Below are 25378 nucleotides of genomic sequence, written 5' to 3' on the forward strand. Positions count from 1 at the left end.
GGTTCTCTTCTGGTTGGGGTTCAGCTGCGGACGAGGCGCGCGATCGCGTCGGCGGCCTCGCGGACCTTGGCCTGGCCGGCCTCGTCGGACTCGCGGGCGGCGTCGACGACGCAGTGCCCGAGGTGGTCCTCGACGAGCCCGAGGCTCACGGCCTGGAGCGCCTTGGTGACGGCCGAGACCTGGGTGAGGACGTCGATGCAGTAGGCATCCTCGTCGACCATCCGGGCGATGCCGCGGACCTGGCCTTCGATGCGGCGCAGGCGCTTGAGGTACGCCTCCTTGTCCTGCGCGTAGCCGCGAGCCAGGGGCGTGGCGGCGTGGGTGCCGTGGTCGTGCACGTGGGGCGTGGTGCTCATGGGGACTCCTTCGCGAGCGCCGTCGAATACCCATCGGGGGTATCCCTCGGCAACCACCATACCCCTCCCAGGTATTCCGTCAAGAGTGAGTCGCGCTCCCGGTTTCGCTTTCGCCGCGCGGGTCGGTGGTCCGAGGACGACGATGGACCCGAAGAGCCGCACCACCGTCCACCGTTCCGGACCTGCATCGACGCAGACTCGGAGCACCGGCCGACCGCCAGGGAGCTGCCATGACCGACGTCCCCGTCCCCCCGACCCGCTCACCAGCGCCGTCCAAGGAGTCGCCCGGCAGTATTGGTGGCTGCCGGTGCTCCGCGGCGTGCTCACGATCGCCTTCGGCCTCGTCGCCGTGATCTGGCCCGGCGTGACCGCGCTCGCGATCCTGTGGACGATCGCGATCTTCGCGATCGTCGACGGGCTCCTCGAGATCTTCGACGCGATCCGCTACCGCGCCTCGGGCGGGACCGCGCTGGGCCTCACGTTCGGTGTGCTGTCGGTCGCGTTCGGCATCGTGGCGCTCGCCTGGCCCGGACCGACCGTCACCGTGTTCGCGGTCATCGTCGGCATCTGGGCGATCCTCGTCGGTCTCGTCGGCCTCGCCGCCAGCATCGACCTGCGTAAGACCGTCGGCAGCGGTTGGGGCTGGGGCGCGCTGACGGCGGCGCTGACCGTCGTCCTCGGGATCATGCTCCTGGTCTGGCCCAAGAGCAGCATCGCCGCGCTCGTATGGGTCGTCGGCATCTGGGCGTTCGTCGCCGGGATCCTGCTCATCGTGATCGGCTTCCAGGTGCGGCGGCTCGGGAGAGCGGACCTGACGGTCTGAATCGGGTCGCGCCACGCAGGGGATGACCTATGGCACAGACCGTCGGACACGACACGCGCCCACCACGGCACCGCTCGGGTCGGCGACCCGCCACCTGGTCACCGACCCGTGAGTCCCCGCCGCTGGGGTGGACTGCCCTGAGCGCGTCGGGTGCGGGGCTCCTGGGTCTGGGCGCCGCGCTCACCGCGACGCATGCCTGGACGGCCTGGTACGCCGCGGTCGTGTTCGGGCTCTGGTTCCTGGCGCTCCTGGCCTGGGCCGACGCGTTCCAGACCCGGCTGCCCTGGCAGTTCTCGCTCGTCGTCGGGCCGCTGTGCCTCGCGGGCGCGACGGTTCTGCCGGGCACGACGGCGCCGCCGGCCGACGCACCGTCGTTCGCCGTGGCTGCGCTCGGCGCGGTGGGGATCGGGCTCACGCTCGGTCCGGTCGCGGGGGCCGTCGGACGGGCGATCGACCGGGTGCGGCGGAGGTAGCCGGCCGGGTCAGGCGGCGGAGCCGCCGGCGGACGGTGCCACCCGCTGGACGGCCTCCACCAGGCCTACGCCGGCTTCGTGGAACCGCGCGGTGACCTCGGGCGACGCGGCCTCGGTGACGACCTGCCAGGGCGTAGGCAGCGTGGCCCAGTAGGGGAAGGGCCGCGTGAGCAGCTTCGCCGAGTGGGCGAGCACCGTCACGTGGGTGGACCTCGACGCGACGAGCTCCTTGAGCGCGGTCTGGCTGAGCTCGGCTTCGCACAGGCCGAGCTTCGGGTCGACGCCATCGGCTCCGAAGAACGCCCGGTCGAAGTGGAACGACCGAACCATGGCCTCGGCCTGCGCGCCGAGGAGGGCGCCGCTCGTCGAACGGAAGAGCCCTCCCGTGCAGTAGAGCGTCACCTGGTCGACACCGCCGAGGATCTCGAGCACGGCCACGCTCGTCGTCACCACCGTGAGGCCTGCGGGGCGGCGTGCCGATCGCAGCTCCTCGGCCGCAGCCGCGACCGTCGACCCGGCGTCCAGGTAGAGAACGTCGTTCTCCTCGAGGCTCGCGACAGCGCATCGCGCGATCGCGCGCTTCTCGGCGTAGGCAGCGCCCAGCCTCTCGTTGAGGCTCGGTTCACGTTCGATCGGTGCCAGTGCGCCGCCGAGCACGCGAACCAGGAGGCCCTCCTGGTTCAGCTGCGCGAGGTCGCGGCGGATCGTCGACGCCGTGACGTCGAACTCCTGGGACAGTCCCGTGACCGACGTGTCCGCCCCTCTCTCGCGCGCTCGAGGATGATCGCGAGACGTTCCTCTCGCGGCAGGTCCGTCCGTCTGCGTGCCACCTGGTTCTCCCCTGCTCCGACGCCTGGTTCTACCGCGCGCCGACAGTCGAGCGGTCGGCCATCTCGGCGGCCTGGAGCAGCGCAGTTCTCATGCTCGCGCTGTCGGCACGGCCGGTCCCGGCGATGTCGAACGCCGTGCCGTGGTCGACGGAGGTCCGGATCACCGGAAGACCGACCGTGATGTTCACCCCGGACTCGATCCCCAGGACCTTCACGGGGCCGTGTCCCTGATCGTGGTACATCGCGACGACGAGGTCGAAGTCGCCCCGCACAGCGCGGTAGAAGAGCGTGTCGGCGGCGAGCGGCCCCTCCACGTCGACGCCGTCGGCGACGGCGCGTTCGACACCCGGCGCGATCTTCTCGGCCTCCTCGCCGTGGCCGAACAGGCCGTTCTCACCGGCGTGCGGGTTGATCCCGCACACCCCGATGCGCGGGTGCTCGACGCCTGCGCGGACCAGCGCCTCGTGCCCGCGGACGATGGTCCTGTGGACGAGGCCGGGCTCGACGAGGCCCACGGCGTCGATGAGCCCGACGTGGGTCGTCACGTGGATCACCTTCAGGGCCGGGGTGCTGAGCATCATCGACACCTCATCGGTGTTCGTGAGCGCCGCGAGCATCTCGGTGTGTCCCGGGTAGGGGTGCCCGGCGGCGTGCAGAGCGGCCTTGTTCAGCGGTGCGGTGCAGATCGCCTGGACCTCGTGCGCGACCGCGTACTCGGCGGCGCGGGCGACGTACTGGTAGGCGGCTTCACCGGCGGCCGCCGAGAGCTCGCCCCACGGGAGGAAGGGGTCGACGTTGTCCAGGTCGATCACGGAGAGGGTGTTGTCGTCCCCGCTCGCGTCCGCTGGCTTCTCGATGATCTCGATAGTGGGGGAGAGCCCGACGATCCGTGCGGCGTCCTGGAGACGGCGGGCGTCGCCGATCACGACGGGGCGGCACCGCTCCCGAACCTCGCGATCGAGCACGGCAGGAATGATAACCTCCGGGCCGATCCCGGCGGCATCGCCCATCGTGACGGCGACGTACGGCAGGTGGGTCATGATGTCGTGTTCTCCCTGTGGTTCGAGTTCGTTCAGTGGTTCGAGTTCGTGAGGTGCCGGTGGAGCGCGGCGAGGTCGTCGTCGTCGCCGAAGCTGCCGGGGCGGAGCACCATCTGCCGGCCGTCGTCGGCGCGACAGAGCACGGTCCCGTAGCCGACGGTCAGCACGGGCTGAAGGGTGTGGACGCCGAGTTGTTCGCACGCTTCCCGGGCGGTCTGACCGCCGACGAGGACGAGCGTCGTGCCGGGGGTGTCTGTGACGGCGTGCGCCGTGGCGTCGGACAAGGCGTGACGGACCGTCTCGGCGTCTGCTTCGTCGTCGGGCGAGATCAGGGCGACGGACCGGCCGGACCGGAGCTCGGTGCGGATCCGGCCGGCTGTGGAGCCGGCGTCGGCGAGGTCGGGGACCACGGTGCGCACGGTGGGCGGCAGAGAGGCGACCTGCCGTCGGGCTACCGGTGCGCGTGAACCCACGACGTAGAGCACCGGGCGGTGGGACTCGCCCGGGTCCATCTCACCGGCGGTGGCATTGCCCGGTGTGTCCGGTGTTGTCGGTGTTCTCGGTGTTCTCAGAGGCGCGTCCGCGGCGGCCTGTGCCGCGGTGGCCTGTGAGGAGCGTGCGATGGCGGCGGAGAGCGCCGCCGACCCGACGAGGGTGACGTCTGCGCGGTCCCCGACGAGCTCGACCAGGAGATCGAGGTCGTCGTCGGTCTCGGCGTCGACCGTGACGACGGCCCCGCGCGCGGTCGCTCGAGCGAGCGTGTGCCGGCCGGTCGGCGAGCGGAGACAGGCCACGTCCACGTGGGCGTGCTCGGCTGTGGCGGGGACGGCTTCCAGCAGGCTGGTGAGACCTGGGCGTTCACCTGTCGCAGTGACGAGCCCCGCCGAGACCGGGTGCCCGCCGGCGAGCACCACGCCGTCTCGCGTGGTGCGCCCGAGGACGGGGAGGGCGGGGGTGACGACGACGGGACCGAGCTGCGCGACCGCGGCGAGGGTGCCGCGGACGTTCCCGCGCAACGCAGAGTCGATCTTGACGAAGCGTCGACGATCGCCTGCGCCGCGCAGGAGCTCGAGCACGATCCGCGCGGTCTCGTCCTCGTCGGTGGACCGGGTGTTCGCGTCGACGACGACGGAGGACGGGGCGTGGTGCCTTCCGGGAGTGCCGAGGAGCACCAGGGGGTGGCTCGTGTCGGCGCATCTGCGAGCGACCCTTTGGGCGACTCCCCGAGCGACCAGGCGCACTCGACGGCGCCGGTGAGGTCGTCCGCGACGGCAAAGACCGGTCTCACGGCCCCTCCTCCTCACAGTCGACGACGAATGCGTGTGATGCGCATAGTGTGGCACGTTCTCGGGTCAAATCGAAATGATTGCGCACGTCACGCTAGACCGCTTGCGCGTTGCGCGCAATCGTGACAAGGTTTCGTCGGATCACCCACGGCGGCTCGCTCGGCGGCTCGCTCAATGAGGAGGAGGCACATGCTGCGGTTCATCGGCCGGCGCATCGTCGCGCTCATACCGGTCGTCATCATCGTCACGGCGCTGTCGTTCATGCTCGTGACGGTCATGCCCGGCGACGCGGCGCTCGCGAACTCCGGCATCCAGCAAAACGGCGTCAGCGACGCCGCGCTCGCCCAGGCGCGCGCCGAGCTGGGGCTCGACAAGCCGCCGCTCCAGCGCTACCTCTCCTGGCTCGGTGGCCTCCTGCACGGAGACCTCGGCACGTCCTTCCGCCTCAACACCCCCGTCTCCCACGCGGTGTTCTCCCGCCTCCCCATCACCCTCGAGGTCGGGCTGCTCGCGATCCTCCTCGCGCTCGTCATCGGCGGGATCCTGGGAGTCGTCATGGCGCTGCGCGCCAACAAGACCACCGACGTGCTGCTCACCGTCGTCAGCTTCGGTGGCATCGCGATCCCGCCCTTCTGGCTCGGCGCGCTCCTCGTCTTCGTCGTCTCGCTGACCTGGGGGCTCCTCCCGCCGTCCGGCTACGTCGCGTTCGCCGACGACCCCGTCAAGCACCTGCAGCTGCTCGTGCTCCCCGTGATCACGGTCGCCGTCGCACCCGCCGCGATCCTCGCCCGACAGATCCGCGGAGCCGTCCTCGACGCCCTCGGCCAGGAGTACACCGTCGCGGCCCGCGCCCGGGGCGCGAATCGACGCCGCGTCGTGCTGCACCACGTCCTCAAGAACGCCTCGGTGCCGGTCATCAGCGCAGCCGGGCTCCAGGTCGGCGGCGTCGTCGGCGGCGCAATCCTCGCCGAGACGATCTTCACGGTGCCCGGCGTCGGCCTTCTCCTCGTGGACTCGATCTCCGGACGCGACTACCCGGTGATCCTCGGGCTCCTCGTCGTCCTGAGCTCGCTCGTCCTCGTCATCAACCTGATCACCGACATCGTCTACGCCGTCGTCGACCCGAGGATCCGTTATGAGTGAGATCGCTGCACCCGTCGCCGCCGCCGCCCTCGTCGACGACGTCGACCGTCACCGGCTGTGGCGCCGGTTCCGGCGCTCACGCCTGGCGCTGCCCTCGCTGATCGTGCTGGCCGTCCTCGTCGTCGTCGCCGTGTTCGCACCCCTCGTCGCTCCCCACGACCCGAACGCCCAGGACTACGACGCGCTGCTCGCGCCGCCCTCGTCGAGCCACTGGTTCGGCACCGACAGCATCGGTCGCGACATCTTCTCTCGCGTCGTCTTCGGTTCACGGGCCTCGCTGCTCGTCGGGGCGGGCGCCGTGCTCGTCGCCTTCGTGGGCGGGCTGGTCATCGGGCTCGCCGCCGGCTACCTCGGCCGGTGGGCCGACGAGGCGCTCATGCGCGTCATGGATGCCGGCCAGGCGTTTCCCGGACTGATCCTCTCGTTCGCCCTCACCGCAGCGCTCGGCCCCAGCATCACCACCGTCGCGTTCGGCGTCGGCATCGTCGCGGTGCCCACGGTCGCCCGCGTGGTTCGCGGCCAGGTCCTCGTCGTGCGCGAACTCGACTACGTCTCGGCGGCCCGCGTCCTCGGCCTACGGGACACGGTCCTCGTGGTCCGGCACATCTTCCCGAACGTCGTCGGCCCCGCGATCATCCAGGGCATCATCCTCATGTCCTCCGCGATCCTCACCGAGGCTGCGCTGAGCTTCCTCGGGCTCGGCATCCAACCCCCGACCCCCAGCTGGGGCGCCCTCATGCGGGACGGGTACAACTCGCTCGCCGACGCGCCCTGGATCTCCATGTCGGCCGGCGCCGCGATCTTCCTCTCCGTCCTCGCCATCAACTTCGTCGGCGAGGGCCTGCGCGAGAGCGTCGTCGACCCCTGACCGACCCGGTCCGCCGCATCCCCGCGCGACCCGCGGTCACGGTCGGTCCCGATCACCCCATCACCATCTCGTCCAACGTCGGATAGAAAGTGACACCCGCATGCTCAGCACACACGCTGGCCGCCTGAAGAGGGCGGCCGTGGCGGCCACGGCGGCGACGGCTCTCGTCGCGCTCGCCGCCTGTTCCCCGGCCAAGGGCGGCTCCGAGGATCCCCCACGGCGGCCGCTGTCGGCACGTCGACCGGTGACGTCGTCCGCGGCGGCACGCTCGTCGTCGGCGACACCAACAACAAGTGGACGACACTCGACCCGCACGTCACCAACACCAACGTCGGGCCGTACAAGACGATGTATGAGCCCCTCTTCCACTACGGTCCCAAGGACGGCGGTGCCTCGGAGATCCAGCCGGCGCTCGCGACGGCCTGGAGCCTGAAGGACCCGGTCCACCCGACGATCACGATCCGCCAGGGCGTGACCTTCCACGACGGCTCCAAGCTCACGCCCGAGGTCGTGGCGTGGAACATCGAGCGCATGGTCAAGGACAAGGACTCCAACCAGAAGGCGACCTTGACCGACATCAAGTCCGTCAAGGTGCTCGACGACACGAAGGTCCAGCTCACCCTGACCGGGCCCAGCCCGTCGATCTTCATCCGACTCTCGGACTCGGCAGGAGTGGGAACCGGCATCGTGTCCGAGGACGCGTACACGAAGAACGGCGCCGACTGGTTCGCGATGCACGAGGCCGGAACCGGCCCCTTCCAGCTCAAGTCGTTCACCCAGGACCAGGACACCCAGGTCGTCGCGTACAAGGGCTACTGGGACAAGGGGACCGACGGGAAGCCGCTGCCGTACCTCGACGGCATCGACTACCAGATGCTGCGCGACACGGGAGCCGCAGTCTCGGGCCTGAAGGCCGGGACGATCGACGTCGTCGGTGACCCCGACAGCTCGATGCTCAAGAGCGTCGCCTCGACCTCGTCCATCGAGGTCCTGAAGCTCACCTCGCAGAACGGCTACCCCGGGACCTTCGGCTTCAACTACAAGAAGGCGCCCTTCAACGACAAGCTCGTCCGCCAGGCAGCGCAGACCGCCATGGACCGGGCCACCATCTCCAAGGTCGTCAACCCCGACTACTCCGAGCCCGCCCAGGTCCCGTTGTGGAACGACTCGATGCCCGGCTGGGACGACTCGCTCGACCACACCTACGACTTCGACGTCGACAAGGCGAAGTCGCTCATGGCGAAGGCCGGGATCAAGACGCCCGTCAACGCCACGCTGATCTACCAGTCACGTGAGCCCGACGCCACGATCGCCCAGCTGTGGAAGCAGCAGTTCGCGAAGATCGGCATCGAGCTCAAGACCGTCCCGCTCGAGGAGACCGTGTTCGAGCAGCGGCTCGTCTCCGGCGACTTCGACATGGCGACATGGGGCTGGGGCACGCCGCTCACCCCGGACTTCGCTTCCGTGTACTGGGGCCCGGGTGGCGCCCAGAACTGGGTCGACTACGACAACCCGGCCGTCACCAAGCCGATGGACGAGGCGGCGAAGACCGTCGACGCGGCCAAGCAGGCGACCCTCTACAAGGAGATGCTCACGCAGCTCATGGACGACGCGACCTACGGTGTGATCGTGCGCCAGAAGTCCCTGACGTTGCAACGGACCGTCGTCCAGGGCACCCAGGAGTACTGGGGCTTCCTCGACTTCGACCACGCTTACAAGACCGGCAAGTGACCGACCGACCGGAGCAGTGAGACAGACGATGGCAAGCACCGAGTCCCTGTTGCGCGTGGACGACCTGCGCGTGACCTACGCCTCCCGCCAGCCCGGCGGCGAGGACGTCCACGCCGTGCGCGGGATCGACCTGTCGGTCGAGCGGGGCTCGGTGCTCGCCCTCGTCGGGGAGTCGGGCTGCGGCAAGAGCGCGACCGCGTTCTCGCTCACCGGTCTGCTCCCCGCCAACGCACGGGTCGAAGGCTCGGCGACGTTCGAGGACACAACCTCGTGGCCCTCGACGAACGTGAGCTCAGCGGTATCCGGGGCAACCGGATCGGCATGATCTTCCAGGACCCCAGCGTCTACCTGAATCCCGTGGTGAGCGTCGGCAAGCAGATCGCCGAGCCTCTGGTCGTCCATCGGGGCATGTCGAGGGCGGCGGCACGCAGGCGAGCGATCGAGCTGCTCGACCTCGTGGGCGTGCCGGAGGCCGCCAGGCGGGTCGACCAGTACCCGCACGAGTTCTCCGGCGGCATGCGCCAGCGCGCCGTGATCGCGTCCGCCATCGCGTGCGACCCGGCGCTCCTGATCGCCGACGAGCCGACCACCGCGCTCGACGTCACCGTGCAGGCCGAGATCCTCGACCTCGTCCGCGACCTGTGCGCCGAGCTCGACATGGGGGCGCTCCTCATCACCCACGACATGGGCGTCGTCGCGGACCTCGCCGACACGGTCGCCGTCATGAAGGACGGCTTGCTCGTCGAGACCGCCCCGGCGCGCGAACTCTTCGCCGCACCGCGCGATCCGTACACGAAGGTCCTGCTCGCGGCGGTGCCGAGGCTCGGCTCGTCACAGGACGACGCCTCGGCACCCGCCGAAGCGGGTACGCGTGGCGGCGCCCGCGTCGTGCAGCGTCCCGGTCGGGGAGCGGGTGCCCCGTCACGCCAGGACCAGGGCGTCCCTGCGCTCAAGCTCGACGACGTGAGCGTCGTCTACCGGCGCCGGATGCTCAGCCCGGCGTTCGCAGCGGTCGACCACGTCAGCCTGAGCCTCGAGCCCGGTGAGCTGCTCGGCCTGGTCGGCGAGTCCGGCTCGGGCAAGTCGACCCTCGCCAAGACCGTCGTCGGGCTCAACCGGGCCTCCTCCGGCCGGGTCCTGATCGGCGGGGTCGACGTGACCTCGATGGGAGGGCGCCGGCTGCGAGAGATCCGCCACCAGTACTCCATCGTGTTCCAGGACCCGGCGGCGTCTCTGAACCCGCGTCGCACCGTGCGGGACAGCCTGCTCGAGGCCGTGCGCATGCGCGGCCAGATGTCGTCGAAGGAGGCGAACCGCAGGGTCGAGTCCCTGCTCGACGACGTCCGGCTCGGCTCGGCCTACGCCGGGCGGTACCCGCGGGAGCTGTCGGGGGCCAGCGGCAGCGGGTCAGCATCGCCCGGGCGCTCGCGCTCGAGCCGCGGCTCCTCGTCGCCGACGAGCCCACGTCCGCGCTCGACGTCTCGGTGCAGCGCTCGATCCTCGAACTCTTCCAGGAGCTGCGTCGCGAGCACGGGTTCGCCTGCCTCTTCGTCACCCACGACCTCGCGGTGGTCGAGTCGCTCGCGGACAACGTCGCCGTCCTGCGGCGGGGTGAGCTCGTGGAGTACGGGCCGACCGACGAGGTCCTACGCGCGCCGAAGACCAGCTACACCCAGGAGCTCATCGAGGCCGCGCCGGTAGCGGACCCGGCCGTGCAGGCGGAGAAGCGCAAGGCTCGCCTGCGCCGCCGCAAGGCCGCAGCGGCGTCCGTCGACCCGGTGGAGCAGGTCCCGGTCTCCTGACCATCCCCCGACGTACACCCGGTCGCCGCCCCAGCAGTCGGTCGACCTCGACGAGCGGAGCATCCGTGCCAGTAGCGCCCCCTGATCCCGACCGTTCCCGCGGGCACGGTCGTGTCCGTGCCGGGCCACGAGGAGCTGTCCTCGTGCACCGTGCCGACGCCCGTCGGCCACAACCACGCGTCGTTCCTCCACCGCGGCGTGGACGGCGACCTGTGGTGCACGTGGTTCGGAGGCACGCACGAGGGCAAGCCCGACGTGTCGATCTACGCCTCCCGGCTCCCCGCCGGCGGCACGCGGTGGACTCCGGCCGTCAAGCTCAGCGACGACCCCGGCCGTTCCGAGCAGAACCCGGTGCTGTGGTCTCCCGAGGACGGGACGCTCGAGCTGCTGTACACGGCGCAGGTCCTCGGCAGCCAGGACACGTCCGTGGTGCGCCGTCGGCGCTCGACCGACGGCGGGCGCACGTGGGGTGACGTGGAGCAGGTCTTCGACGAGCCCGGGCTCTTCATCCGTCAGCGCCCGACGACGCTGCGCGACGGGCTCGTGCTGCTGCCCGTGTTCCGCTGCACGACTCTCCCCGGCAGGTCGTGGAAGGGCGACGCCGACGTGTCGCTCGTCGCGCTCTCGCGTGACCGTGGCCGGACCTGGGAGCTGGTCGAGGTGCCGGGCACCACGGGGCTCGTGCACATGGACGTCCTGCCGGACCGAGCGGGCACGGGGCTCGTCGCGTTCTTCCGGAGCCGCTGGGCGGACTTCGTGTATCGCGCCACGTCGCAGGACGGCCGCTCCTGGACGGCGCCGCAGCCGCTCGACGTGCCCAACAACAACTCGTCGATCCAGGCCGCCCGGCTCGGCGACGGACGGCTGGTGCTCGCCCACAACCCGGTCAACGCCGCCATGTCTCCTCCGGTCGCGGTCGACGACGACCCCAGCAAGATCGTCGCGGCCGGTGAGCGCAGCGAGCTCGACCGCGAGGCGGTGTGGGGCGTGCGCAGGGTGCCGCTCGTCCTGTCCGTGTCCGAGGACGACGGGCTCACCTGGGGCGTCGCGGTGGTCGTGGAGGCGGGCACCGACCGCGCCGGCGAGGCCGTGTGGGCGGGCCTGCCCGACGCCGCGGAGATGTCGTACCCCAGCGTCGTTCGGGACGGAGACGCGGTGTGGCTGTCCTACTCGTACGACCGGGTCGCGATCAAGGTCGTGCGGGTCCCGTCGACCGAGCTCGTGGCACCCTCCTCCGGGGACGGCGCCCGATGACGGCCTCCACGGCGGTGCCGGGGAGTCCTCGACTGCACGCGTGCCGCTGCGTCCCGCGACGCTCGGCACCATGACGTTCGGCGACACGGCCCCTGCGGAGACGGCACGGTCCGTCGTCGAGCTCGCCGTCGCACGCGGCGTGCGGATGCTCGACACGGCGAACGTCTACACCGACGGCGAGGCTGAACGCATCCTCGCTCCGATCCTTCCCACCCTGCCAGACGACGTCGTCGTCGCGAGCAAGGTGGGGATGCCGCACGCCGACGCCCGCGGCGAGCACCCGCTGTCCGCGAGGGCCGTGCGGTGGTGCGTCGAGGATCCCTGCGACGCCTGGGGGTCGACCACCTCGACGTCCTCTACCTGCACCAGCCGGACGGTGAGACCCCGCTCTCCGAGACGCTGTCGGCGGTCGCCGGGCTGCAGGCGGACGGTCTCGTGGGCGAGCTCGGAGTCTCCAACTTCGCGGCCTGGCAGATCGCGCGCGTCGAGCAGGTCTGCGACCAGGTGGGCTGCGCGCGACCGGTCCTCGCGCAGCAGGTCTACAACCTCCTCGCCCGCCGGATCGAGGACGAGTACGCGGGGTTCGCCCGCGAGAGCGGGCTCGCGACCGTCGTCTACAACCCGCTCGCGGGCGGCCTCCTGGTCGCGCCGCTCGGTGCCGACGGGCCGGGCGGGTCGAGGTTCTCGACCTCACGCCTCGCGACGATGTACCGGGGGCGCTACCTCACCGAGCCGATGGTCCGCGCGGTGCGCGGGCTCGCCGAGCTCGCCGCCGACGCCGGGCTGAGCCGGGTCGAGCTGGCGTTGCGCTGGGTCGACGGTCAGGAGGTCACGACCGGCGTGCTCCTGGGCGCGTCGCGGCCCGAGCAGCTCGGCGAGAGCCTCGACGCCCTGGCACGGGGTCCTCTGCCGCAGGACGTGCTCGACCGCTGCGACGCGGTCGTCGCGGACGTGCGCGGAGCCATGCCGGCGTACAACAGATGACACAGGATCGGGACACCGGGGCCCGTGGTGCCCCCGGCCCGCGACCAGGATCGGATCGACGAGGTGCTGAGATGACGGTGTCCTTCGCCGAGCGCGTGCGCTCGGGCCAGACGGTGCTCGGGTACTGGTGCGTCCTCGACTCGCCGGTCTCGACCGAGCGCGTCGCGCGCGTCGGCTACGACTACGTGGCCCTGGACGCCCAGCACGGGCTCATGGGCTACTCGGGGTGGCGCGACGGCCTCATGGCCATCGATGCCGCGGCGCTCGGCAGCGCCCATCCGCCCGCGGCCGGCGTCGTGCGAGTGCCCGCGAACGACATGACCGCCATCGGTCAGGCGCTCGACGCCGGCGCGCAGGCCGTCATCGTCCCGATGGTCGACGACTCCGACGAGGCGGCCCGCGCGGTGGCCGCCTGCCGCTACCCGCCGCTCGGCGTGCGGTCCTACGGGCCTATGCGGTCCGGGCTGCGGATCGGGCCCGACCCGGCGCAGGCGCACGAGGCCACGCTCTGCCTCGCCATGATCGAGACCGCGCGGGGACTGGAGAACGTCGAGGAGATCTGCCGGACCCCGGCCTGGACGGCGTCTACGTGGGCCCGTCCGACCTGAGGCTCGCGATCGGCGGGACGACGACGCGCGACCACGACGTCGACGACCGGTTCGACGCGGCGATCCAGCGGGTCCTCGCCGCGGCGCGCGCAGCCGGCGTCGTCGCGGGGGTGCACACGCCCGACGGGGCGGCCGCCGCGCTCCGGATCGCGCAGGGCTTCACCGTGGTCACGGTCGCGAGCGACGTCGTCCACCTCGAGGCAGCGGCCCGGGAGCACCTGGACCGCGCGCGGCGTGGCACCGACGACCACCCGGGTGGGCGTGTGCTCCCGTTCCGAGGCGTCGGACGGCCGTCCGACGGGAGCAGGCCATGACGGGACAGTCCCGCGGACCCCAGCTGATTGTCTACGCGGACCGGCTGGGAGGCACCGTCGCACGCCTCGACGAGGTGCTCCGGGGGCCCCTCGCTGAGGCCTTCGCCGGGGTGCACCTGCTGCCGTTCTTCACGCCGTACGACGGGGCGGACGCCGGCTTCGACCCCGTCGACCACACCGTGGTCGATCCGCGCCTTGGCACGTGGAACGACGTGCAGGCGCTCGCGGACGGACGCGAGCTGGCCGTCGACCTGATCGTCAACCATGTGTCCGCGGACTCTCATGAGTTCCGGGACGTGCTCGCCCGCGGCGACGCCTCGCCGTACGCGGACATGTTCCTCACGATGTCCGACGTGTACCCCGAGGGCGCCATCGAGGCGGATCTCGCGGGCATCTTCCGGCCACGCCCGGGGCTGCCGTTCACCCCGATGACGCTCGGCGGGCGCCGCCGACTCGTGTGGACGACCTTCACCCCGAAGCAGATCGACCTCGACGTGCGCAGCCCGGGCGGGGGTGCCTACCTCGACCGGGTCCTCGGGGCGCTCGCTGCGGGCGGCGCCACGGTCGTCAGGCTCGACGCGGTCGGGTACGCGGTGAAGACGGCGGGCACCTCGTCGTTCATGACGGACGAAACCCTGGAGTTCATCGACGGTCTGGTGACCAAGGCACACGGCATCGGGGTCGAAGTGCTCGTCGAGACCCACGCCCACTTCGCACGGCAGGTCGAGCTCGCGCGGCGCGTGGACTGGGTCTACGACTTCGCGCTCGGGCCTCTGGTGCTGCACACTCTCTACACCGGTTCCCCGGCGGCCCTTGGCCGGTGGCTCGAGGTACGCCCGGCCAACGCGATGACGGTGCTGGACACCCATGACGGCATAGGCGTGATCGACGTGGGACCCGACCAGCTCGAGCCCGAGCGGGCGGGTCTCCTGACCGCGCAGGAGGTGGAGGACCTCGTTGAGAGCATCCACGGGCGCTCCGGCGGCCAGTCGCGCCGCGCCACGGGCTGGGCGGCGTCCAACCTCGACGTCTACCAGGTCAACTGCACCTACTACGACGCTCTGAGCGACCCCGGGGCGTACCTGATCGCCCGGGCGATCCAGCTTTTCGTGCCCGGCGTTCCGCAGGTCTACTACGTCGGGCTGCTGGCGGGGCGCAACGACATGGCGCTGCTCGCGTCTACCGGTGTCGGTCGCGACATCAACAGGCACCGATACACGCCGGACGAGTTGGAAGCTGCCCTGGGTGACCCGGTCGTCGTGCGTCAGCTGGAGCTGCTCGCGCTCCGCAAGACGCATCCCGCCTTCGACGGGGTGTTCGAGCACGTCGTCGACGGCTCCCGTCTGACTCTCTCGTGGCTGGCGGGGGACGCGTACGCCGTCCTCGATGTCGACCTGGCCGCGCCCTCTGCGCGTCTCCGGGCGTCGGGCGTGGTGGAACGATCGATCGGCCTCAGCGGGTCGTCAGAGTAGCGTGGGAGAGCTGCGCGCCGTGCTGGGCCCTCGGAGCCTGCCGTGGTGCCTCTGTTGGCTGAACCGAGGAGAGCTGACATGACCGTCCAGGACACCCCGACCGTTGACCTCGCAGACCTGCCGGTGACCACCATCCAGGGCGAGGTCACCACGTTCGGCGCCCTCGTCGGCGACCGGGCGGCGCTCGTCGTCAACGTTGCTTCGCGTTGCGGGCTCGCCCCCAGTACGAGCAGCTCGAGGAGCTGCAGAAGACGTACGCCGACCGCGGGTTCACCGTGATCGGCTTCCCGAGTAACCAGTTCCTCCAGGAGCTCGGCTCCGAGGAGAAGATCGAGGAGTACTGCTCGACGACCTGGGGCGTCACGTTCCCCATGTCGGCCCGGATCCGCGTCAACGGCAAGCACGCCGACCCGATCTACCAGCAGCTCACGACCGTCCCCGTCGAAGGCGGCAAGTCCGGCCGGATCACCTGGAACTTCGAGAAGTTCGTCGTCAGCCCCCAGGGCAGGGTCACCCGGTTCAGCCCACGCACCAAGCCCGACGCCCCCGAGGTCGTCGCCGCGATCGAGGCTGCGCTGCCCGCGTGACCCCGGCCCACCCTCAGCGGATCAGGGTCCAGGAGCGGATGCAGGACGTGGTGACCTTGGGGTGCGGGTAGGGGTCTTCTCGTCGAAGGTGATGTACCCGCTCTGCGCCTTCCAGGTCAGCGTGACCCACGTCCAGCCCGCCTTCTTGGCGGCGGTGCGCACGTAGATGAGCTTGTTGCCGACCTGAACCTGGATGGTGCCGCACGACGGGCATGTGCGGACCTGGAGTCGGATCCCGCGCGCGTGCGCATCCTGGACGATGCTGGCGTCCCACCAGGTCCGAATGCGCGGGGGTACCGAGTTCTTGAGGACCGCGACCTTGGCGTGGCTCACCGTGGCGCGGTGGTCGGCCGTCAGGCTCTTCGAGGCAGCCGAGACGGCGACGTTGGCGCAGCGTGCCTTCGACCACGAGCTGACGTTCCCCGCCGTGTCATGGGCGCGGACCTCGAAGCACGCCTGCTGCCCGGACGTCGGCGTGATCGTGGCGGAGCGTTTCGTGGTTCGCGAGGCGATGGTCGCCCAGGGCCCAGCGGGCCCTTTACCGTCGCCTTGCGTACGCGGACGTCGAAACGGAGCGCGTGGTCGTCCTTGTCCGCGAGCCGGACGGTCGCGCGGACCTTCCCGGACTTCGGGACGCCGTACCAACGACCGGGCGCCACGACCTTCGTGAGCTTCGGCTTGGTGCCGTCCGCGAAGGTGCAGCGCGAGCTCGACCAGGCGCTCACGTTGTTCGCGCCGTCCCTCGCCCGGACCGACAGGCAGACACGCTGCCCGGTGGTGGCCGTGACGCTCTTCGACCAGGCGGTGGTGCCCTGCCAGGAGGACGGGTAGACCCGGGCCCCGTACGTCGTCGAGCCCTTCGCGGCCCTCTTGTACCGCACGTCGTAGCTCTTGACCCAGGTGTCGTCGGTCGCCTGGTAGCTCACCGTGACGGTGGCCTTCCCGTTGACGGCCTTCGTGGCGGACGCCGGCCCGTGAACCGTCAGTCGCGGCGCCGTGCCGTCGACGATGCCGCACAACGTCGCCGACCAGGCCGAGTAGTTGCCCGCTCCATCCCCGGACCGCGCCTGGAAGCACGTCGTCGTGGCGCGGGGGACGGCCAGATCGAGCGCTGGCCCGGCCAGTAGAGCGACGGCACGGGCGGCGCGGCGTGGTCGACGATCGTCCTCCCAGGCGCGACTGCCCAGCCGAGGTCGACGAGCCGGACGTGACGGGTGGGGTCGACGTAGGCGAGGTTCGTGCCGCTGTCGTCGAGGTCCAGGTCGGTCGAGCCGGCGGGGCCCACGGTGCGGGTCGTGCGGCCGCCGGCGAGCTTTCGGACCATCACGGTCGCCGCCACGAGACCGGCCCAGGTACGGGCCTCCCGCTTCACCTGCATGAACGCGACCGTTCCTCGCCGTGATCGTTGCCCGCGGCGCGCAGGCTGAGCGGACGATATCGGAGGTGGGTGCCACCTGTGAAGGGCCCGACGGGCGCGGGGTGTTTGCCCGGGGTGCCGGACCAGGGGTCGGTATCGCGCCCGTCTCGTGCACGACGGCGCGGCGGGGCGTGCGCGCCCGCTAGGGTGCGCCCGTGAAGATCGTGACCCCCGCCGGCGAGACGTACCGCGTGCACCGACGGGTGCTGCCGTGGCGCCGCAAGATCAGGGAGAAGCCCGACTGGGACCTCCTCGACGCGCTCGACGTCCCCGACGTCGACCACCTGGGCGTCCTCGGGGCGATCCTGCTGGTGATCGGCATCATCGTGGCGCTCCCGATCATCGTGCTCGCCCTGATGGTCGTCGGCGAGGTGCTGCTCCTCCTGCTCCTGCTCCCGTTGTTCGTGCTCGCGCGTGTGGCGTTCAAGAAGCCGTGGATCGTCGAGGTCACGCGCAAGCGCAAGGTCGTGCACGCCGAGGCCGTCGTCGGATGGGGTGCGGCCGGCAAGCGTGCCTGCGCGCTCGCCGACGAGCTGCGGACGGCGGTCCCGGAGCCGGCGCCCGCGACCTGACGACGGCGGCCGGTGACGTCCCGGGGCTCGCTCCCGTCGTCGAGGTGAAGGCAACCACCTCGACCAAGGAGAAACCCATGGACGCCCGGCTCAACCCCACCGTGACCGTCATCGGCCCGAAGGCGGTCAAGCACCTCGTCTCCGCGGACCACGCGCTGGCCGGCTCGACGCTGCCCCGCTCGACCCGGGACCTCGTGAAGATCCGGGCCAGCCAGATCAACGGCTGCGGCGCCTGCCTCGACATGCACGTCAAGGAGGCGCTGGCCGCGGGGAGGACCCGCTGCGCCTCGGTCTCGTCGCTGCCTGGCGCGAGACGTCGGTCTTCACGGAGGCGGAGCGCGCCGCACTCGAGCTCACGGAGCAGGGCTCGCGGCTCGCCGACGTCGGGCACGTCACCGACGAGGCGTGGGCGGCCGCCGCGGAGCACTACGACGAGGAGCAGCTCACCGCCCTGGTCTGCGTCGTCGCGGTCATCAACGCCTTCAACCGGCTCAACGTGATGTTCGGGGTCCGGGGTGGCAGCTACGAGGTGGGCCAGCTGGGCTGAGTCGCACGACCCGAGACCGCCCGCAGCACGTCTCACCTGCACAGTCGACAGTTTGTAGGCGATCCAGTCGACACTTTGTCGAGTCGTGCGACCCGCTACGACGGTGTGACGGCGTCCGCGATCGCGTCGGCGCCGCTCACGAAGGCGATAAACCGCCCGATCGTGTCCCTGCGCTGCAGCACCTCCGCGATCACCCGGGCGACGTCCTCGCGGGGGACGCTGCCGCCGTCGGGCGCGTCGCCGTCGTCGGGCGAACCGGCGTCGATGGCGCCGGTCCCCGGCTCGAGCGTGAGGGTGCCGGGGGCGACGATCGTCCACTCGAGGTCGGTGCCACGCAGGTAGTCGTCGGCTGCGGCCTTGGCCTGCGCGTACGCGTAGAACGAGCTGTCCGGCGGAACGCCGTGGTCGAGGCCGGCGCCGAGGTACGACACCATGACGTACCGCGTGATGCCCGCGCCGCGCGTCGCCTCCATGGACCGGATCGCGGCGTCCCTGTCGACTCCGTAGGTGCGTCGTGGGTCGCCACCGCCGGCGCCCGCCGACCACACGACGGCGTCGTGCCCGCGCAGCACGTCCGACAGCTCGGACGCCGAGAGCTGCTCGACGTCGGCGACGACGGCGCGTGCCCCGGTCGCGTTCACGTCGGCGACCTGGTCCGCGCGCCGGACGAGGGACGTGACCTCGTCGCCGCGCGCGACGAGGATCGGGGCGAGCAGGAGGGCGACCTTGCCGTGGCCGCCGATCACGGCGATGCGGGACATGGCTCAACTCTCCCGCGCCCGACGGCGCCGCGCAGGCCGGAGCGCACGAAGAGTGGTGCCTGCACCCCTGTGCCGAGGGGCCGCCGTGCGAAGGATGGATCAGGTCCGGACGACGTCCGGACCTGATCCTCCGATCAGCCGGCACGAGTCCTCGACAGGACGGCATCGACATGACGACCGAGACGGCACGCACGACCCGGCCGGCGGGCACGCCACCGGTTCCGAACCCGCTCCGCCCCGCGGGGCGACCCAGCGCATCGCGGTGTGGAGCGCCACGCACCGCTGGACGGCCATCGGCCTCTGGGCGCTGTTCATCGTCCTCGCCGCGAGCATCAGCATGTTCGTGGCGCCGCGCCAGGCCACCGACCTCGACCTCGGCGTCGGCGAGTCCGGCCGCGCCGCGCAGACCGCCGCCGACGCCGGGCACCCCGACCCCGTCGTCGAGAACGCGCTCGTGACCGCGCGCTCGGGGAAGCTCGACCGCCACGAGGCCGACGCGGCCGCGAACGCCCTGGTGAAGCGGCTCGGCGCGCTCGACGAGGTCGCGTCCGTCGCCGACCCGGTCACGTCGAAGGACGGCACCGCTGTGCTGGTCCAGGCGACGATGTCGGTGGACGAGGCCGACGCCGACGCCCGGGTCCCTGCACTCCAGTCCGCCGTCGCGTCGGTCCAGACGGACCATCCCGACCTGCGTGTCGAGGAGGTCGGGACGGCGTCGATCGACGCGCAATTCCAGGACTGGCTCGGAAGCCAGCTCGGGCGCGCGACGCTGCTGAGCGTCCCGCTGACGCTCGTGATCCTGCTCGTCGTGTTCGGGGCGATCGTCATGGCAGGCATCCCCGTGGTGCTCGGGCTGTCGTCGGTCGCGGCCGGGCTCGGGCTCTGGGCCGCCGCGTCGCAGCTCCTCCCCGACCCCGGGACGGTCACCGACCTGCTCGTGCTCGTCGGGATGGCGGTCGGCGTGGACTACTCGCTGTTCTACCTGCGGCGGTTCCGCGAGGAGCGGAAGCGTCTCGGCGTCGACCGCGCCGCCACCGTCGACGCGATCAGCATCGCGGCCAAGACCGCGGGGCACTCGGTCGTCGTCTCCGGGCTCGCGGTCACGCTGTCGATGGCCGGGCTGTACTTCGCGGGCAACGCGACGTTCTCCGCGATGGCGACCGGCTCGATCCTCGTGGTCCTCGTCGCGCTCGTGTCGTCCGTGACCGTGCTGCCCGCGATGCTCGCGCTGTTCGGCCACTGGGCCGACCGCCCGCGCGTCCCGGTGCTGTGGCGGCTGACCGGCGGTCGTCCGCGGCTCGTCCCCGCGCTGCTGCGGCGCGTCCTCGCCCGCCCCGTCGCCGCGACCCTCGCGGCCGTCGTCGGGCTGCTGGCGCTCGCGGCGCCCGTCCTCGGGATCTCGCTCGCGAACGGCGACGTCGACGAGTTCCCCCGCACCCTGACGACCATGCAGACGTACGACCGCCTCGTCGCCGAGTTCCCGCAGGGCGCCGCGCCCGACACCGTGGTGGTCCAGGTCCCCGCCGGCCAGGAGGCCGAGCTCCGGACGCAGGTCAAGGCCCTCGACGCCGAGGTCGCACGCCACCCCGACGTGTTCGCCGGCACCGAGAAGCCCTGGTACTCGCCCGACGGGCGCACCGCGGTCCTCACGGTCGACGTCGCCACGGCCGCGCCGTCGTCGGGCACCTCGACGGGCGGGACCGCGAGCGCCTCCGACATCGCCAACGACTCGGTGACCACCCTCCGCGACACCGTCGTCCCGGCGACCGTCGGAAGCATCCACGGAGCGACGGCCGACGTCGGCGGGGACGCCGCGAGCTCGCTCGACTTCACGGCGAACCTCCGCCACGCGACGCCGATCGTGGCCGCGGCGGTCCTCGGTCTGACGTTCCTCGTCATGCTCGTCGCGTTCCGGTCGGTCGCGGTCGCGGGGCTGACCGTCGTGCTGAACGTGCTGTCGATGGCCGCGTCGTTCGGGGTCCTCACCCTCGTCTTCCAGGGCACCTGGGCGGAGGGGCTGCTGGGCTTCACGTCGAGCGGGCACGTCGTGTCGTGGGTGCCGATGCTCCTGTTCGTGGTCCTGTCCGGGCTGTCGCTCGACTACCACGTGTTCGTCGTCAGCCGGATCCGCGAGAACGCCCGCCTCGGCATGCCGACCCGCGAGGCGATCCTCGACGGCGTCTCCCGCACCGCCGGGACCATCACGAGCGCGGCGGCCGTCATGGTGGGGGTGTTCTGCCTCTTCGGTGTCCTCGGGTTCATCGAGCTCAAGCAGTTCGGGGTGGGGCTGGTCGTGGGCGTCGTGCTCGACGCGACGGTCGTCCGCCTGGTCCTGCTGCCCGCCACGATGATGCTCGCCCGACGCCGGCTCTGGTGGCCCGGCCTCCGCGGGGCGCGTGCCGTCGTCGGGCAGGGTGCCCCGAGCTCAGGAGCGCAGATAGGTGAGCACCGCGACCACCCGACGAGACACCGTCGCCGACGCAGGAAGGTCCAGCTTCGTGAGGATCGAGTTGATGTGCTTCGCCACGGCCTTCTCCGTGACGACCAGCCGCTCCGCGATGCCCGTGTTGCCCTCGCCCTCGGCCATGAGCGCGAGCACCTCGAGCTCGCGCGGCGTGAGCCGGTCGAGCAGCGCGGACGCCGACCGGCGTTGCATGAGCGCCCGCACGACCTCCGGGTCGACGGCGGTGCCGCCCGCCGCCACGGTGCGCAGCGCCGAGACGAACTGGACGTCGTCGAACACGCGGTCCTTGAGCAGGTACCCGACGCCGCCCGCGCCGTCCGCGAGGAGCTCGTCCACGTACAGCTGCTCGACGTACTGCGACAGCAGCAGCACGGGCAGCCCGGGGAACCGGCGCCTCGCCTCGAGCGCGGCGCGCAGACCCTCGTCCGCGAACGACGGCGGCAGGCGCACGTCGAGCAGGGCCAGGTCGGGGAGTGCTCCTCGATCGCGGGGAGGATCTCGTCCCCGTGGGCGACGCCGGCCACCACCTCGACGCCGTGCGTCGCCAGCAGGCGGGTCAGGCCGTCGCGCAGGAGGAACTGGTCCTCGGCGAGCACGATGCGCACGGGGTCCCTTCGGGATCGGTCGGGGTCGCCGCCAGCCTAGCTTCCGGTGTCGTCGCAGGTCACGGGCTCCCCGAAGCCGAGACGGGCGTGACGCGCCCGCTCCGATCAGGCAAGGTGGTCCTGTGACCACGACCGCGCCCCCGACCGAGACTCCCGCCGCGCCGCGCGTCGTCGTCTCCCGGCCAGGCGCCCTGCGACACAGCCTCGTCCTCGCCGGGCTCGCCTTCTGGGAGCTGGGGCTCCTCGTCTGGCTGATCATCACGGCCGCGCTCTCGCTCCTGTGGGTCGGGGGTACCTCGTCCCCGGGGCGCTCACCGCGATCCGGAACGCCGCGCGACGGCAGCGCCGGCTCGCGAAGGAGTACGCCGGGATCGAGGTCCCGGAGTACTACAGGCCGTTCGACGACGCCCCCTGGGGTCCGGCGCGCTCGCCCCGTGGCGGCGGCTCGTCGAACTGGTCCGCGACCCGACGACGGGACGGGACGTGCTCTGGGTGGTCGTCGACCCGGTCGTCGGGCTCTTCGTCGCGTTGCTCCCGGTCGCGCTGATCCTCGAGATGGCGTGGGGCCTCGTGCTCCTCGCCATCTGGCCCACCGTGACCCGGTACGACGGCGGGACGGAGTGGTTCCTGTTCGTTCCCGTCAGCGATCAGACCACCGCGGTGATCGGGGCCGGGGTCGGCGTCGCCGCGGCGGTCCTCGGGTACTTCCTCGCGCGGCCCGCGCTCGGCTGGCACGCGCGGTGGGTTCGTCTCGTCCTGTCGCCCCCGGCGCGGGCGCTCGAGCAGCGCGTCGAGGACCTCACGCGGTCCCGTGCCGATGCCGTCGACGACGCGTCCGCCGAGGTCCGCCGCATCGAGCGGGACCTGCACGACGGCGCACAGGCACGCATCGTCGCGATGGGCATGAACCTCACGGCGGCGGAGCGGCTCATGGAGACGGACCCCGAGGCCGCGCGGGCGATGCTCGCGGAGGCCAAGGCGTCGTCGTCGGCGGCGCTGCAGGAGCTGCGCGACCTCGTGCGCGGGATCCACCCGCCGGTGCTCGCGGACCGCGGGCTCGTGGACGCCGTCCGGACGATCGCGCTCGAGGCGCCACTGCCGGTCGAGGTCGCGTCGACGCTCGAGGGGCTTGTGCCGATGCCTGTCGAGTCGGCCGTCTACTTCGCGGTGTCGGAGCTGCTCGCGAACGTCGCGAAGCACGCCCGGGCGACGCGGGCCACCGTGGACGTCTCCCGGCCCGGTCCGCTCGTCGTCGTGGTCTCCGACGACGGCGCGGGCGGCGCGGCGGCCGCCGAGGGGTCCGGGTTGGCCGGGATCGCGCGGCGGCTCGGCGCGTTCGACGGATCGCTCACGCTCGAGAGCCCGGCCGACGGCGGCACGGTCGCGACGATCCGGGTCCCGCTCGCAGGGTGAGGCCGCGGGCGTCAGGGCAGGATCTGGCCGATCGGCTCGCGCTTCTCGGCCTGGAACCTGTCCTCGGCACGGCCGCGCGCCCAGTACCCGGAGATCGACAGGTGTTCGCGGGCCACGCCGCGTTGGTAGAGCATGACGTCGCGCAGCGCCTTGACCGACTCGCGCTCGCCGTGCACGAACGCGTGCACCCGGCCGTCGCGCCAGGGAGCCGCGGCGACGGCGTCGGCGAGGAGCCTCGGCGTGCCGGAGACGTCGGGGCCGCGGTGGACCCAGCGCAGTGCGACGCCCGCGGGCACCGTCAGGGGGACCTCGTCCTCCGGGCCGGCGACCTCGACGAACGCGTCGCCCTCGGCGTCGTCGGGCAAGGCCTCGAGCGCGGCCGCGATCGCGGGGAGCGCGGACTCGTCGCCGACGAGGAGGTGCCAGTCGGCGGTCGGGTCCGGCGCGTAGCCGCCGCCCGGACCGGTCAGGACGACGTGGTCGCCCGGGACGGCCGACGCGGCCCACGGCCCGGCGAGGCCCTCGTCTCCGTGGACGACGAAGTCGACGGCCAGCCACCCCTCGGCCTCGTTCACCTCGCGGACCGTGTACGTCCGGGTGACGGGCACGCGGTCGGCGGGCAGGGTCGCGCGGAGCTCGGCGACGTCGAACGGCGGGTGGAGCTCCTCGCCCGACGGTGAGAAGAAGATCTTGACGTAGCGGTCCGTGAACGCGTTCGGGGTGAAGCGCGCGAACCCCTCGCCCCCGAGGACGAGCCGCACGAGGTGCGGGGACAGGCGTCGGGTGCTCAGCACCTCGAGCTCGATCTGCGGCCTGGCGGGGCGCCGGGGACGGTCGGTCACGAAGATCCTCTTCTCGTCGGGTTAGGTCATCCTAACCGGCCGATGGTCGACCCTCGGGCACTGAGCCTGGTGGCCGCGGGGAGGGCGGCTTCGATGTGCTGCGAAGGCAGCGACGTTGCCCGGGCTGCTAGAGCGAGAGTCGGTCGAGTTCCTCGACGAGGGCGCCCGCGTCCTTCGTTGCCCGTTGGGCTTCTGCACGTGTACAGAAGCCGCCGTAGGTGAACTCGGTCTTGTCCGACAGGAGGCGCGCGAGCTTGGGAGCGAGCCGTGCGCCGGCGCCGGGCACGCTCCTGAGCAGGCCGACGGCCTCACGATGGTCGGAACCTGAGGCGTGGTAACCCAGCGACCTACCGCAGATCGCATCGGCCGCCGCGATCGCGGCGTGCACGGCGTTGGCCGCCGCGACCTGGGCGATCTCGGACGGGCCGTCCGGCGCGATCTCGACGCGTTCCTGAGCGACCTGGAGGAACTCGCGTGCGGACCGTGCACGGCCGCGTACGTCGGCCGCGCTCATCATCACTCGTCGTCCCACGATGCTCCTGTCAGCCGTCGTCGAAAGTCCGGGCCGTTGAACACTTGCGCGTCAGTGGCGAGCGTCTCGACAAGAGGGTCGTGGTGACGCACCATCTCGTCGAATCGTGCGCGTGTCAGGGCGAGAACGTTGGCCTCGTTGCCGCTGGCGACGCCGAGCGTCTCGATGAGGGTTGCGACGAGCGTCTCGGTGAGCTCGGGGGAGATGTCGTCCGGAACGATCAGCAAGATGTCGATGTCGCTGTCAGATCGTGGCGTGCCTCGGGCGACCGAACCGAACAAGGCGAGGGTGAGGCGGTCAAGTGTGCTGGAAGTTGCGTGCTCGCCGCAGGCCCGGACGGCCTCTTGCTTGAGAAGGAGGACGGTGCTGTCGCAGGTGTCGACCAGCGTGCGGACGGCCGGCCACAGGATGTGGTCCGCGTTTGCCGAGTACACGAAGGCGGCCCCGGCTTCACGCTTGACGACCAGGCCGTCGTCGGTCAGGCGCCGGAGCACCTGTCGGGTGCGTTCGGGCGAAGCACCGGCGAGGCTCGCGACCTGGAGGCCGGTCAGTGGTAGTCCGGCGCGCGCCATCACCTGCAGGACCAGCCCGTCGACCGACGGGATGATCGTGCCGATCGGACTCCGAAGATCCATTCGCCCAGGATAGTGGATG

The 25378-nt window shown here is 71.6% G+C and carries 26 protein-coding genes and 5 pseudogenes; 20 read left to right on the forward strand and 11 right to left on the reverse strand.

All coding sequences use genetic code 11. The features are described from left to right. Window positions 1-20 precede the first annotated feature (20 nt). Window positions 21-356, reverse strand: coding sequence for a metal-sensitive transcriptional regulator (locus QQK45_RS09420; RefSeq protein ID WP_284293047.1), 336 nt, complete (start codon window positions 354-356; stop codon window positions 21-23). A gap of 319 nt (window positions 357-675) precedes the next feature. On the opposite strand from QQK45_RS09420, the gene QQK45_RS09425 reads away from it, so the two are divergent. Continuing rightward, entirely contained in the window at window positions 676-1179 is a 504-nt protein-coding gene (locus QQK45_RS09425) for an HdeD family acid-resistance protein (protein ID WP_284293048.1), read from the forward strand. Window positions 1180-1208: 29 nt separating this feature from the next. Next, on the forward strand, window positions 1209-1652 hold the full coding sequence (locus QQK45_RS09430) for a hypothetical protein (RefSeq protein WP_284293049.1): 444 nt from the start codon (window positions 1209-1211) through the stop codon (window positions 1650-1652). A gap of 9 nt (window positions 1653-1661) precedes the next feature. On the opposite strand, the gene QQK45_RS09435 is transcribed toward QQK45_RS09430, so the two are convergent. Genes QQK45_RS09435 through QQK45_RS09445 form a run of 3 tightly spaced genes read right to left on the reverse strand, consistent with a single transcriptional unit; the run spans window position 1662 to window position 4694 of the window. Continuing rightward, window positions 1662-2567 (reverse strand): DeoR/GlpR family DNA-binding transcription regulator, encoded by a 906-nt coding sequence (locus tag QQK45_RS09435; protein WP_348525348.1) that lies wholly within the window; start codon window positions 2565-2567, stop codon window positions 1662-1664. Next, entirely contained in the window at window positions 2512-3522 is a 1011-nt protein-coding gene (gene pdxA / locus QQK45_RS09440; protein ID WP_284293050.1) for a 4-hydroxythreonine-4-phosphate dehydrogenase PdxA, read from the reverse strand. The genes QQK45_RS09435 and pdxA overlap by 56 nt, the downstream gene beginning before the upstream one ends. 32 nt (window positions 3523-3554) lie before the next feature. Beyond that, a complete protein-coding gene (locus QQK45_RS09445) occupies window positions 3555-4694 on the reverse strand; it encodes a four-carbon acid sugar kinase family protein (RefSeq protein WP_284293051.1) in 1140 nt (379 codons plus the stop codon). Between the two features lie 303 nt (window positions 4695-4997). Between QQK45_RS09445 and QQK45_RS09450 the strand changes: the two genes are divergently transcribed. From QQK45_RS09450 to QQK45_RS09500, 12 genes and pseudogenes are all read left to right on the forward strand, one after another. Further along, window positions 4998-5951: an ABC transporter permease gene (locus tag QQK45_RS09450; RefSeq protein ID WP_284293052.1), complete on the forward strand. Its 954-nt coding sequence runs from the start codon at window positions 4998-5000 to the stop codon at window positions 5949-5951. Beyond that, entirely contained in the window at window positions 5944-6819 is an 876-nt protein-coding gene (locus QQK45_RS09455; protein WP_284293053.1) for an ABC transporter permease, read from the forward strand. Before QQK45_RS09450 ends, QQK45_RS09455 begins: the two co-directional genes overlap by 8 nt. Window positions 6820-7167: 348 nt before the next feature. Next, the gene (locus QQK45_RS09460; RefSeq protein WP_284293054.1) at window positions 7168-8550 is read left to right on the forward strand and encodes an ABC transporter substrate-binding protein; all 1383 of its coding nucleotides are present in this window, start codon (window positions 7168-7170) and stop codon (window positions 8548-8550) included. A gap of 28 nt (window positions 8551-8578) precedes the next feature. Further along, entirely contained in the window at window positions 8579-8875 is a 297-nt protein-coding gene (locus QQK45_RS22110; RefSeq protein WP_348525189.1) for an ATP-binding cassette domain-containing protein, read from the forward strand. Next, window positions 8872-10229 (forward strand): annotated as a pseudogene (locus tag QQK45_RS09465) (ATP-binding cassette domain-containing protein); the annotation flags it as partial. The gene QQK45_RS22110 and the pseudogene QQK45_RS09465, both read left to right, overlap by 4 nt. A 240-nt stretch (window positions 10230-10469) precedes the next feature. Then, window positions 10470-11606, forward strand: coding sequence for a sialidase family protein (locus QQK45_RS09470; protein WP_284293055.1), 1137 nt, complete (start codon window positions 10470-10472; stop codon window positions 11604-11606). Window positions 11607-11676: 70 nt separating this feature from the next. Continuing rightward, a pseudogene (locus QQK45_RS09475) lies at window positions 11677-11808 on the forward strand (aldo/keto reductase); the annotation flags it as partial. A gap of 101 nt (window positions 11809-11909) precedes the next feature. Next, window positions 11910-12590 (forward strand): aldo/keto reductase, encoded by a 681-nt coding sequence (locus tag QQK45_RS09480; RefSeq protein WP_284293056.1) that lies wholly within the window; start codon window positions 11910-11912, stop codon window positions 12588-12590. 71 nt (window positions 12591-12661) lie between these two features. Then, the gene (locus tag QQK45_RS09485) at window positions 12662-13198 is read left to right on the forward strand and encodes an HpcH/HpaI aldolase family protein (protein WP_284293057.1); all 537 of its coding nucleotides are present in this window, start codon (window positions 12662-12664) and stop codon (window positions 13196-13198) included. Further along, window positions 13180-13512 carry an aldolase/citrate lyase family protein gene (locus tag QQK45_RS09490; RefSeq protein WP_284293058.1) on the forward strand — a complete coding sequence of 111 codons (333 nt, stop codon included), beginning with the start codon at window positions 13180-13182 and terminating at the stop codon, window positions 13510-13512. The genes QQK45_RS09485 and QQK45_RS09490 overlap by 19 nt, the downstream gene beginning before the upstream one ends. Further along, window positions 13509-14984 carry a sucrose phosphorylase gene (gene gtfA, locus QQK45_RS09495; protein WP_284293059.1) on the forward strand — a complete coding sequence of 492 codons (1476 nt, stop codon included), beginning with the start codon at window positions 13509-13511 and terminating at the stop codon, window positions 14982-14984. The genes QQK45_RS09490 and gtfA overlap by 4 nt, the downstream gene beginning before the upstream one ends. Before the next feature lie 78 nt (window positions 14985-15062). Beyond that, window positions 15063-15571, forward strand: a pseudogene (locus tag QQK45_RS09500) (glutathione peroxidase). Window positions 15572-15592: 21 nt separating this feature from the next. On the opposite strand, the gene QQK45_RS09505 reads toward QQK45_RS09500, so the two are convergent. Next, entirely contained in the window at window positions 15593-15904 is a 312-nt protein-coding gene (locus QQK45_RS09505) for a hypothetical protein (protein ID WP_284293060.1), read from the reverse strand. Between the two features lie 333 nt (window positions 15905-16237). Between QQK45_RS09505 and QQK45_RS09510 the strand changes: the two genes are divergently transcribed. Then, window positions 16238-16402, forward strand: coding sequence for a hypothetical protein (locus QQK45_RS09510; RefSeq protein ID WP_284293061.1), 165 nt, complete (start codon window positions 16238-16240; stop codon window positions 16400-16402). Window positions 16403-16553: 151 nt separating this feature from the next. On the opposite strand, the gene QQK45_RS09515 is transcribed toward QQK45_RS09510, so the two are convergent. Then, window positions 16554-16949, reverse strand: coding sequence for a hypothetical protein (locus tag QQK45_RS09515; protein ID WP_284293062.1), 396 nt, complete (start codon window positions 16947-16949; stop codon window positions 16554-16556). 194 nt (window positions 16950-17143) lie between these two features. On the opposite strand from QQK45_RS09515, the gene QQK45_RS09520 reads away from it, so the two are divergent. Both QQK45_RS09520 and QQK45_RS09525 read left to right on the forward strand, forming a co-directional pair. Next, window positions 17144-17560: a hypothetical protein gene (locus QQK45_RS09520; RefSeq protein ID WP_284293063.1), complete on the forward strand. Its 417-nt coding sequence runs from the start codon at window positions 17144-17146 to the stop codon at window positions 17558-17560. 77 nt (window positions 17561-17637) lie between these two features. Continuing rightward, window positions 17638-18060 carry a carboxymuconolactone decarboxylase family protein gene (locus tag QQK45_RS09525; protein WP_284293064.1) on the forward strand — a complete coding sequence of 141 codons (423 nt, stop codon included), beginning with the start codon at window positions 17638-17640 and terminating at the stop codon, window positions 18058-18060. 142 nt (window positions 18061-18202) lie between these two features. Here the strand turns inward: QQK45_RS09525 and QQK45_RS09530 are convergent, their stop codons facing one another. Next, the gene (locus QQK45_RS09530) at window positions 18203-18868 is read right to left on the reverse strand and encodes an NAD(P)-dependent oxidoreductase (protein WP_284293065.1); all 666 of its coding nucleotides are present in this window, start codon (window positions 18866-18868) and stop codon (window positions 18203-18205) included. A gap of 337 nt (window positions 18869-19205) precedes the next feature. Between QQK45_RS09530 and QQK45_RS09535 the strand changes: the two are divergent. Next, a pseudogene (locus QQK45_RS09535) lies at window positions 19206-21236 on the forward strand (MMPL family transporter); the annotation flags it as partial. A 57-nt stretch (window positions 21237-21293) separates the two neighbouring features. On the opposite strand, the gene QQK45_RS09540 reads toward QQK45_RS09535, so the two are convergent. After that, window positions 21294-22196 (reverse strand): LuxR C-terminal-related transcriptional regulator, encoded by a 903-nt coding sequence (locus tag QQK45_RS09540; RefSeq protein ID WP_431310328.1) that lies wholly within the window; start codon window positions 22194-22196, stop codon window positions 21294-21296. Between the two features lie 113 nt (window positions 22197-22309). Here QQK45_RS09540 and QQK45_RS22115 point away from each other — a divergent pair. Both QQK45_RS22115 and QQK45_RS09550 read left to right on the forward strand, forming a co-directional pair. Beyond that, window positions 22310-22969: pseudogene (locus QQK45_RS22115) on the forward strand (histidine kinase); the annotation flags it as partial. Then, window positions 22955-23350: a sensor histidine kinase gene (locus tag QQK45_RS09550; RefSeq protein ID WP_348525349.1), complete on the forward strand. Its 396-nt coding sequence runs from the start codon at window positions 22955-22957 to the stop codon at window positions 23348-23350. The pseudogene QQK45_RS22115 and the gene QQK45_RS09550, both read left to right, overlap by 15 nt. An 11-nt stretch (window positions 23351-23361) precedes the next feature. On the opposite strand, the gene QQK45_RS09555 is transcribed toward QQK45_RS09550, so the two are convergent. The 3 genes from QQK45_RS09555 to QQK45_RS09565 all read right to left on the reverse strand — a co-directional run bounded on the left by QQK45_RS09555 (window position 23362) and on the right by QQK45_RS09565 (window position 25296). Further along, complete coding sequence (locus QQK45_RS09555; RefSeq protein WP_284293066.1) at window positions 23362-24192, reverse strand: siderophore-interacting protein; 831 nt, start codon at window positions 24190-24192, stop codon at window positions 23362-23364. A 127-nt stretch (window positions 24193-24319) separates the two neighbouring features. After that, window positions 24320-24706 (reverse strand): hypothetical protein, encoded by a 387-nt coding sequence (locus tag QQK45_RS09560; RefSeq protein WP_284293067.1) that lies wholly within the window; start codon window positions 24704-24706, stop codon window positions 24320-24322. Between the two features lie 2 nt (window positions 24707-24708). Beyond that, window positions 24709-25296 carry a nucleotidyltransferase domain-containing protein gene (locus QQK45_RS09565; RefSeq protein WP_284294998.1) on the reverse strand — a complete coding sequence of 196 codons (588 nt, stop codon included), beginning with the start codon at window positions 25294-25296 and terminating at the stop codon, window positions 24709-24711. Window positions 25297-25378 lie beyond the last annotated feature (82 nt).

It is taken from the genome of Luteimicrobium album (assembly GCF_030161555.1).
In the GTDB taxonomy this organism is placed as follows: Bacteria; Actinomycetota; Actinomycetes; order Actinomycetales; family Cellulomonadaceae; genus Luteimicrobium; species Luteimicrobium album.

Excerpts from the sequence above, each read along its gene's own strand:
- QQK45_RS09420 (WP_284293047.1), bottom strand. The coding sequence starts at position 356 with ATGAGCACCACGCCCCACGTGCACGACCACGGCACCCACGCCGCCACG.
- QQK45_RS09430 (WP_284293049.1), top strand. The coding sequence starts at position 1,209 with ATGGCACAGACCGTCGGACACGACACGCGCCCACCACGGCACCGCTCG.
- pdxA (WP_284293050.1), bottom strand. The coding sequence starts at position 3,522 with ATGACCCACCTGCCGTACGTCGCCGTCACGATGGGCGATGCCGCCGGG.
- QQK45_RS09450 (WP_284293052.1), top strand. The coding sequence starts at position 4,998 with ATGCTGCGGTTCATCGGCCGGCGCATCGTCGCGCTCATACCGGTCGTC.
- QQK45_RS09455 (WP_284293053.1), top strand. The coding sequence starts at position 5,944 with ATGAGTGAGATCGCTGCACCCGTCGCCGCCGCCGCCCTCGTCGACGAC.
- QQK45_RS09460 (WP_284293054.1), top strand. The coding sequence starts at position 7,168 with ATGTATGAGCCCCTCTTCCACTACGGTCCCAAGGACGGCGGTGCCTCG.
- QQK45_RS22110 (WP_348525189.1), top strand. The coding sequence starts at position 8,579 with ATGGCAAGCACCGAGTCCCTGTTGCGCGTGGACGACCTGCGCGTGACC.
- QQK45_RS09485 (WP_284293057.1), top strand. The coding sequence starts at position 12,662 with ATGACGGTGTCCTTCGCCGAGCGCGTGCGCTCGGGCCAGACGGTGCTC.
- gtfA (WP_284293059.1), top strand. The coding sequence starts at position 13,509 with ATGACGGGACAGTCCCGCGGACCCCAGCTGATTGTCTACGCGGACCGG.
- QQK45_RS09515 (WP_284293062.1), bottom strand. The coding sequence starts at position 16,949 with ATGCAGGTGAAGCGGGAGGCCCGTACCTGGGCCGGTCTCGTGGCGGCG.
- QQK45_RS09525 (WP_284293064.1), top strand. The coding sequence starts at position 17,638 with ATGGACGCCCGGCTCAACCCCACCGTGACCGTCATCGGCCCGAAGGCG.
- QQK45_RS09530 (WP_284293065.1), bottom strand. The coding sequence starts at position 18,868 with ATGTCCCGCATCGCCGTGATCGGCGGCCACGGCAAGGTCGCCCTCCTG.
- QQK45_RS09540 (WP_431310328.1), bottom strand. The coding sequence starts at position 22,196 with ATGATCAGCCAGACGAGGAGCCCCAGCTCCCAGAAGGCGAGCCCGGCG.
- QQK45_RS09560 (WP_284293067.1), bottom strand. The coding sequence starts at position 24,706 with ATGAGCGCGGCCGACGTACGCGGCCGTGCACGGTCCGCACGCGAGTTC.
- QQK45_RS09565 (WP_284294998.1), bottom strand. The coding sequence starts at position 25,296 with ATGGCGCGCGCCGGACTACCACTGACCGGCCTCCAGGTCGCGAGCCTC.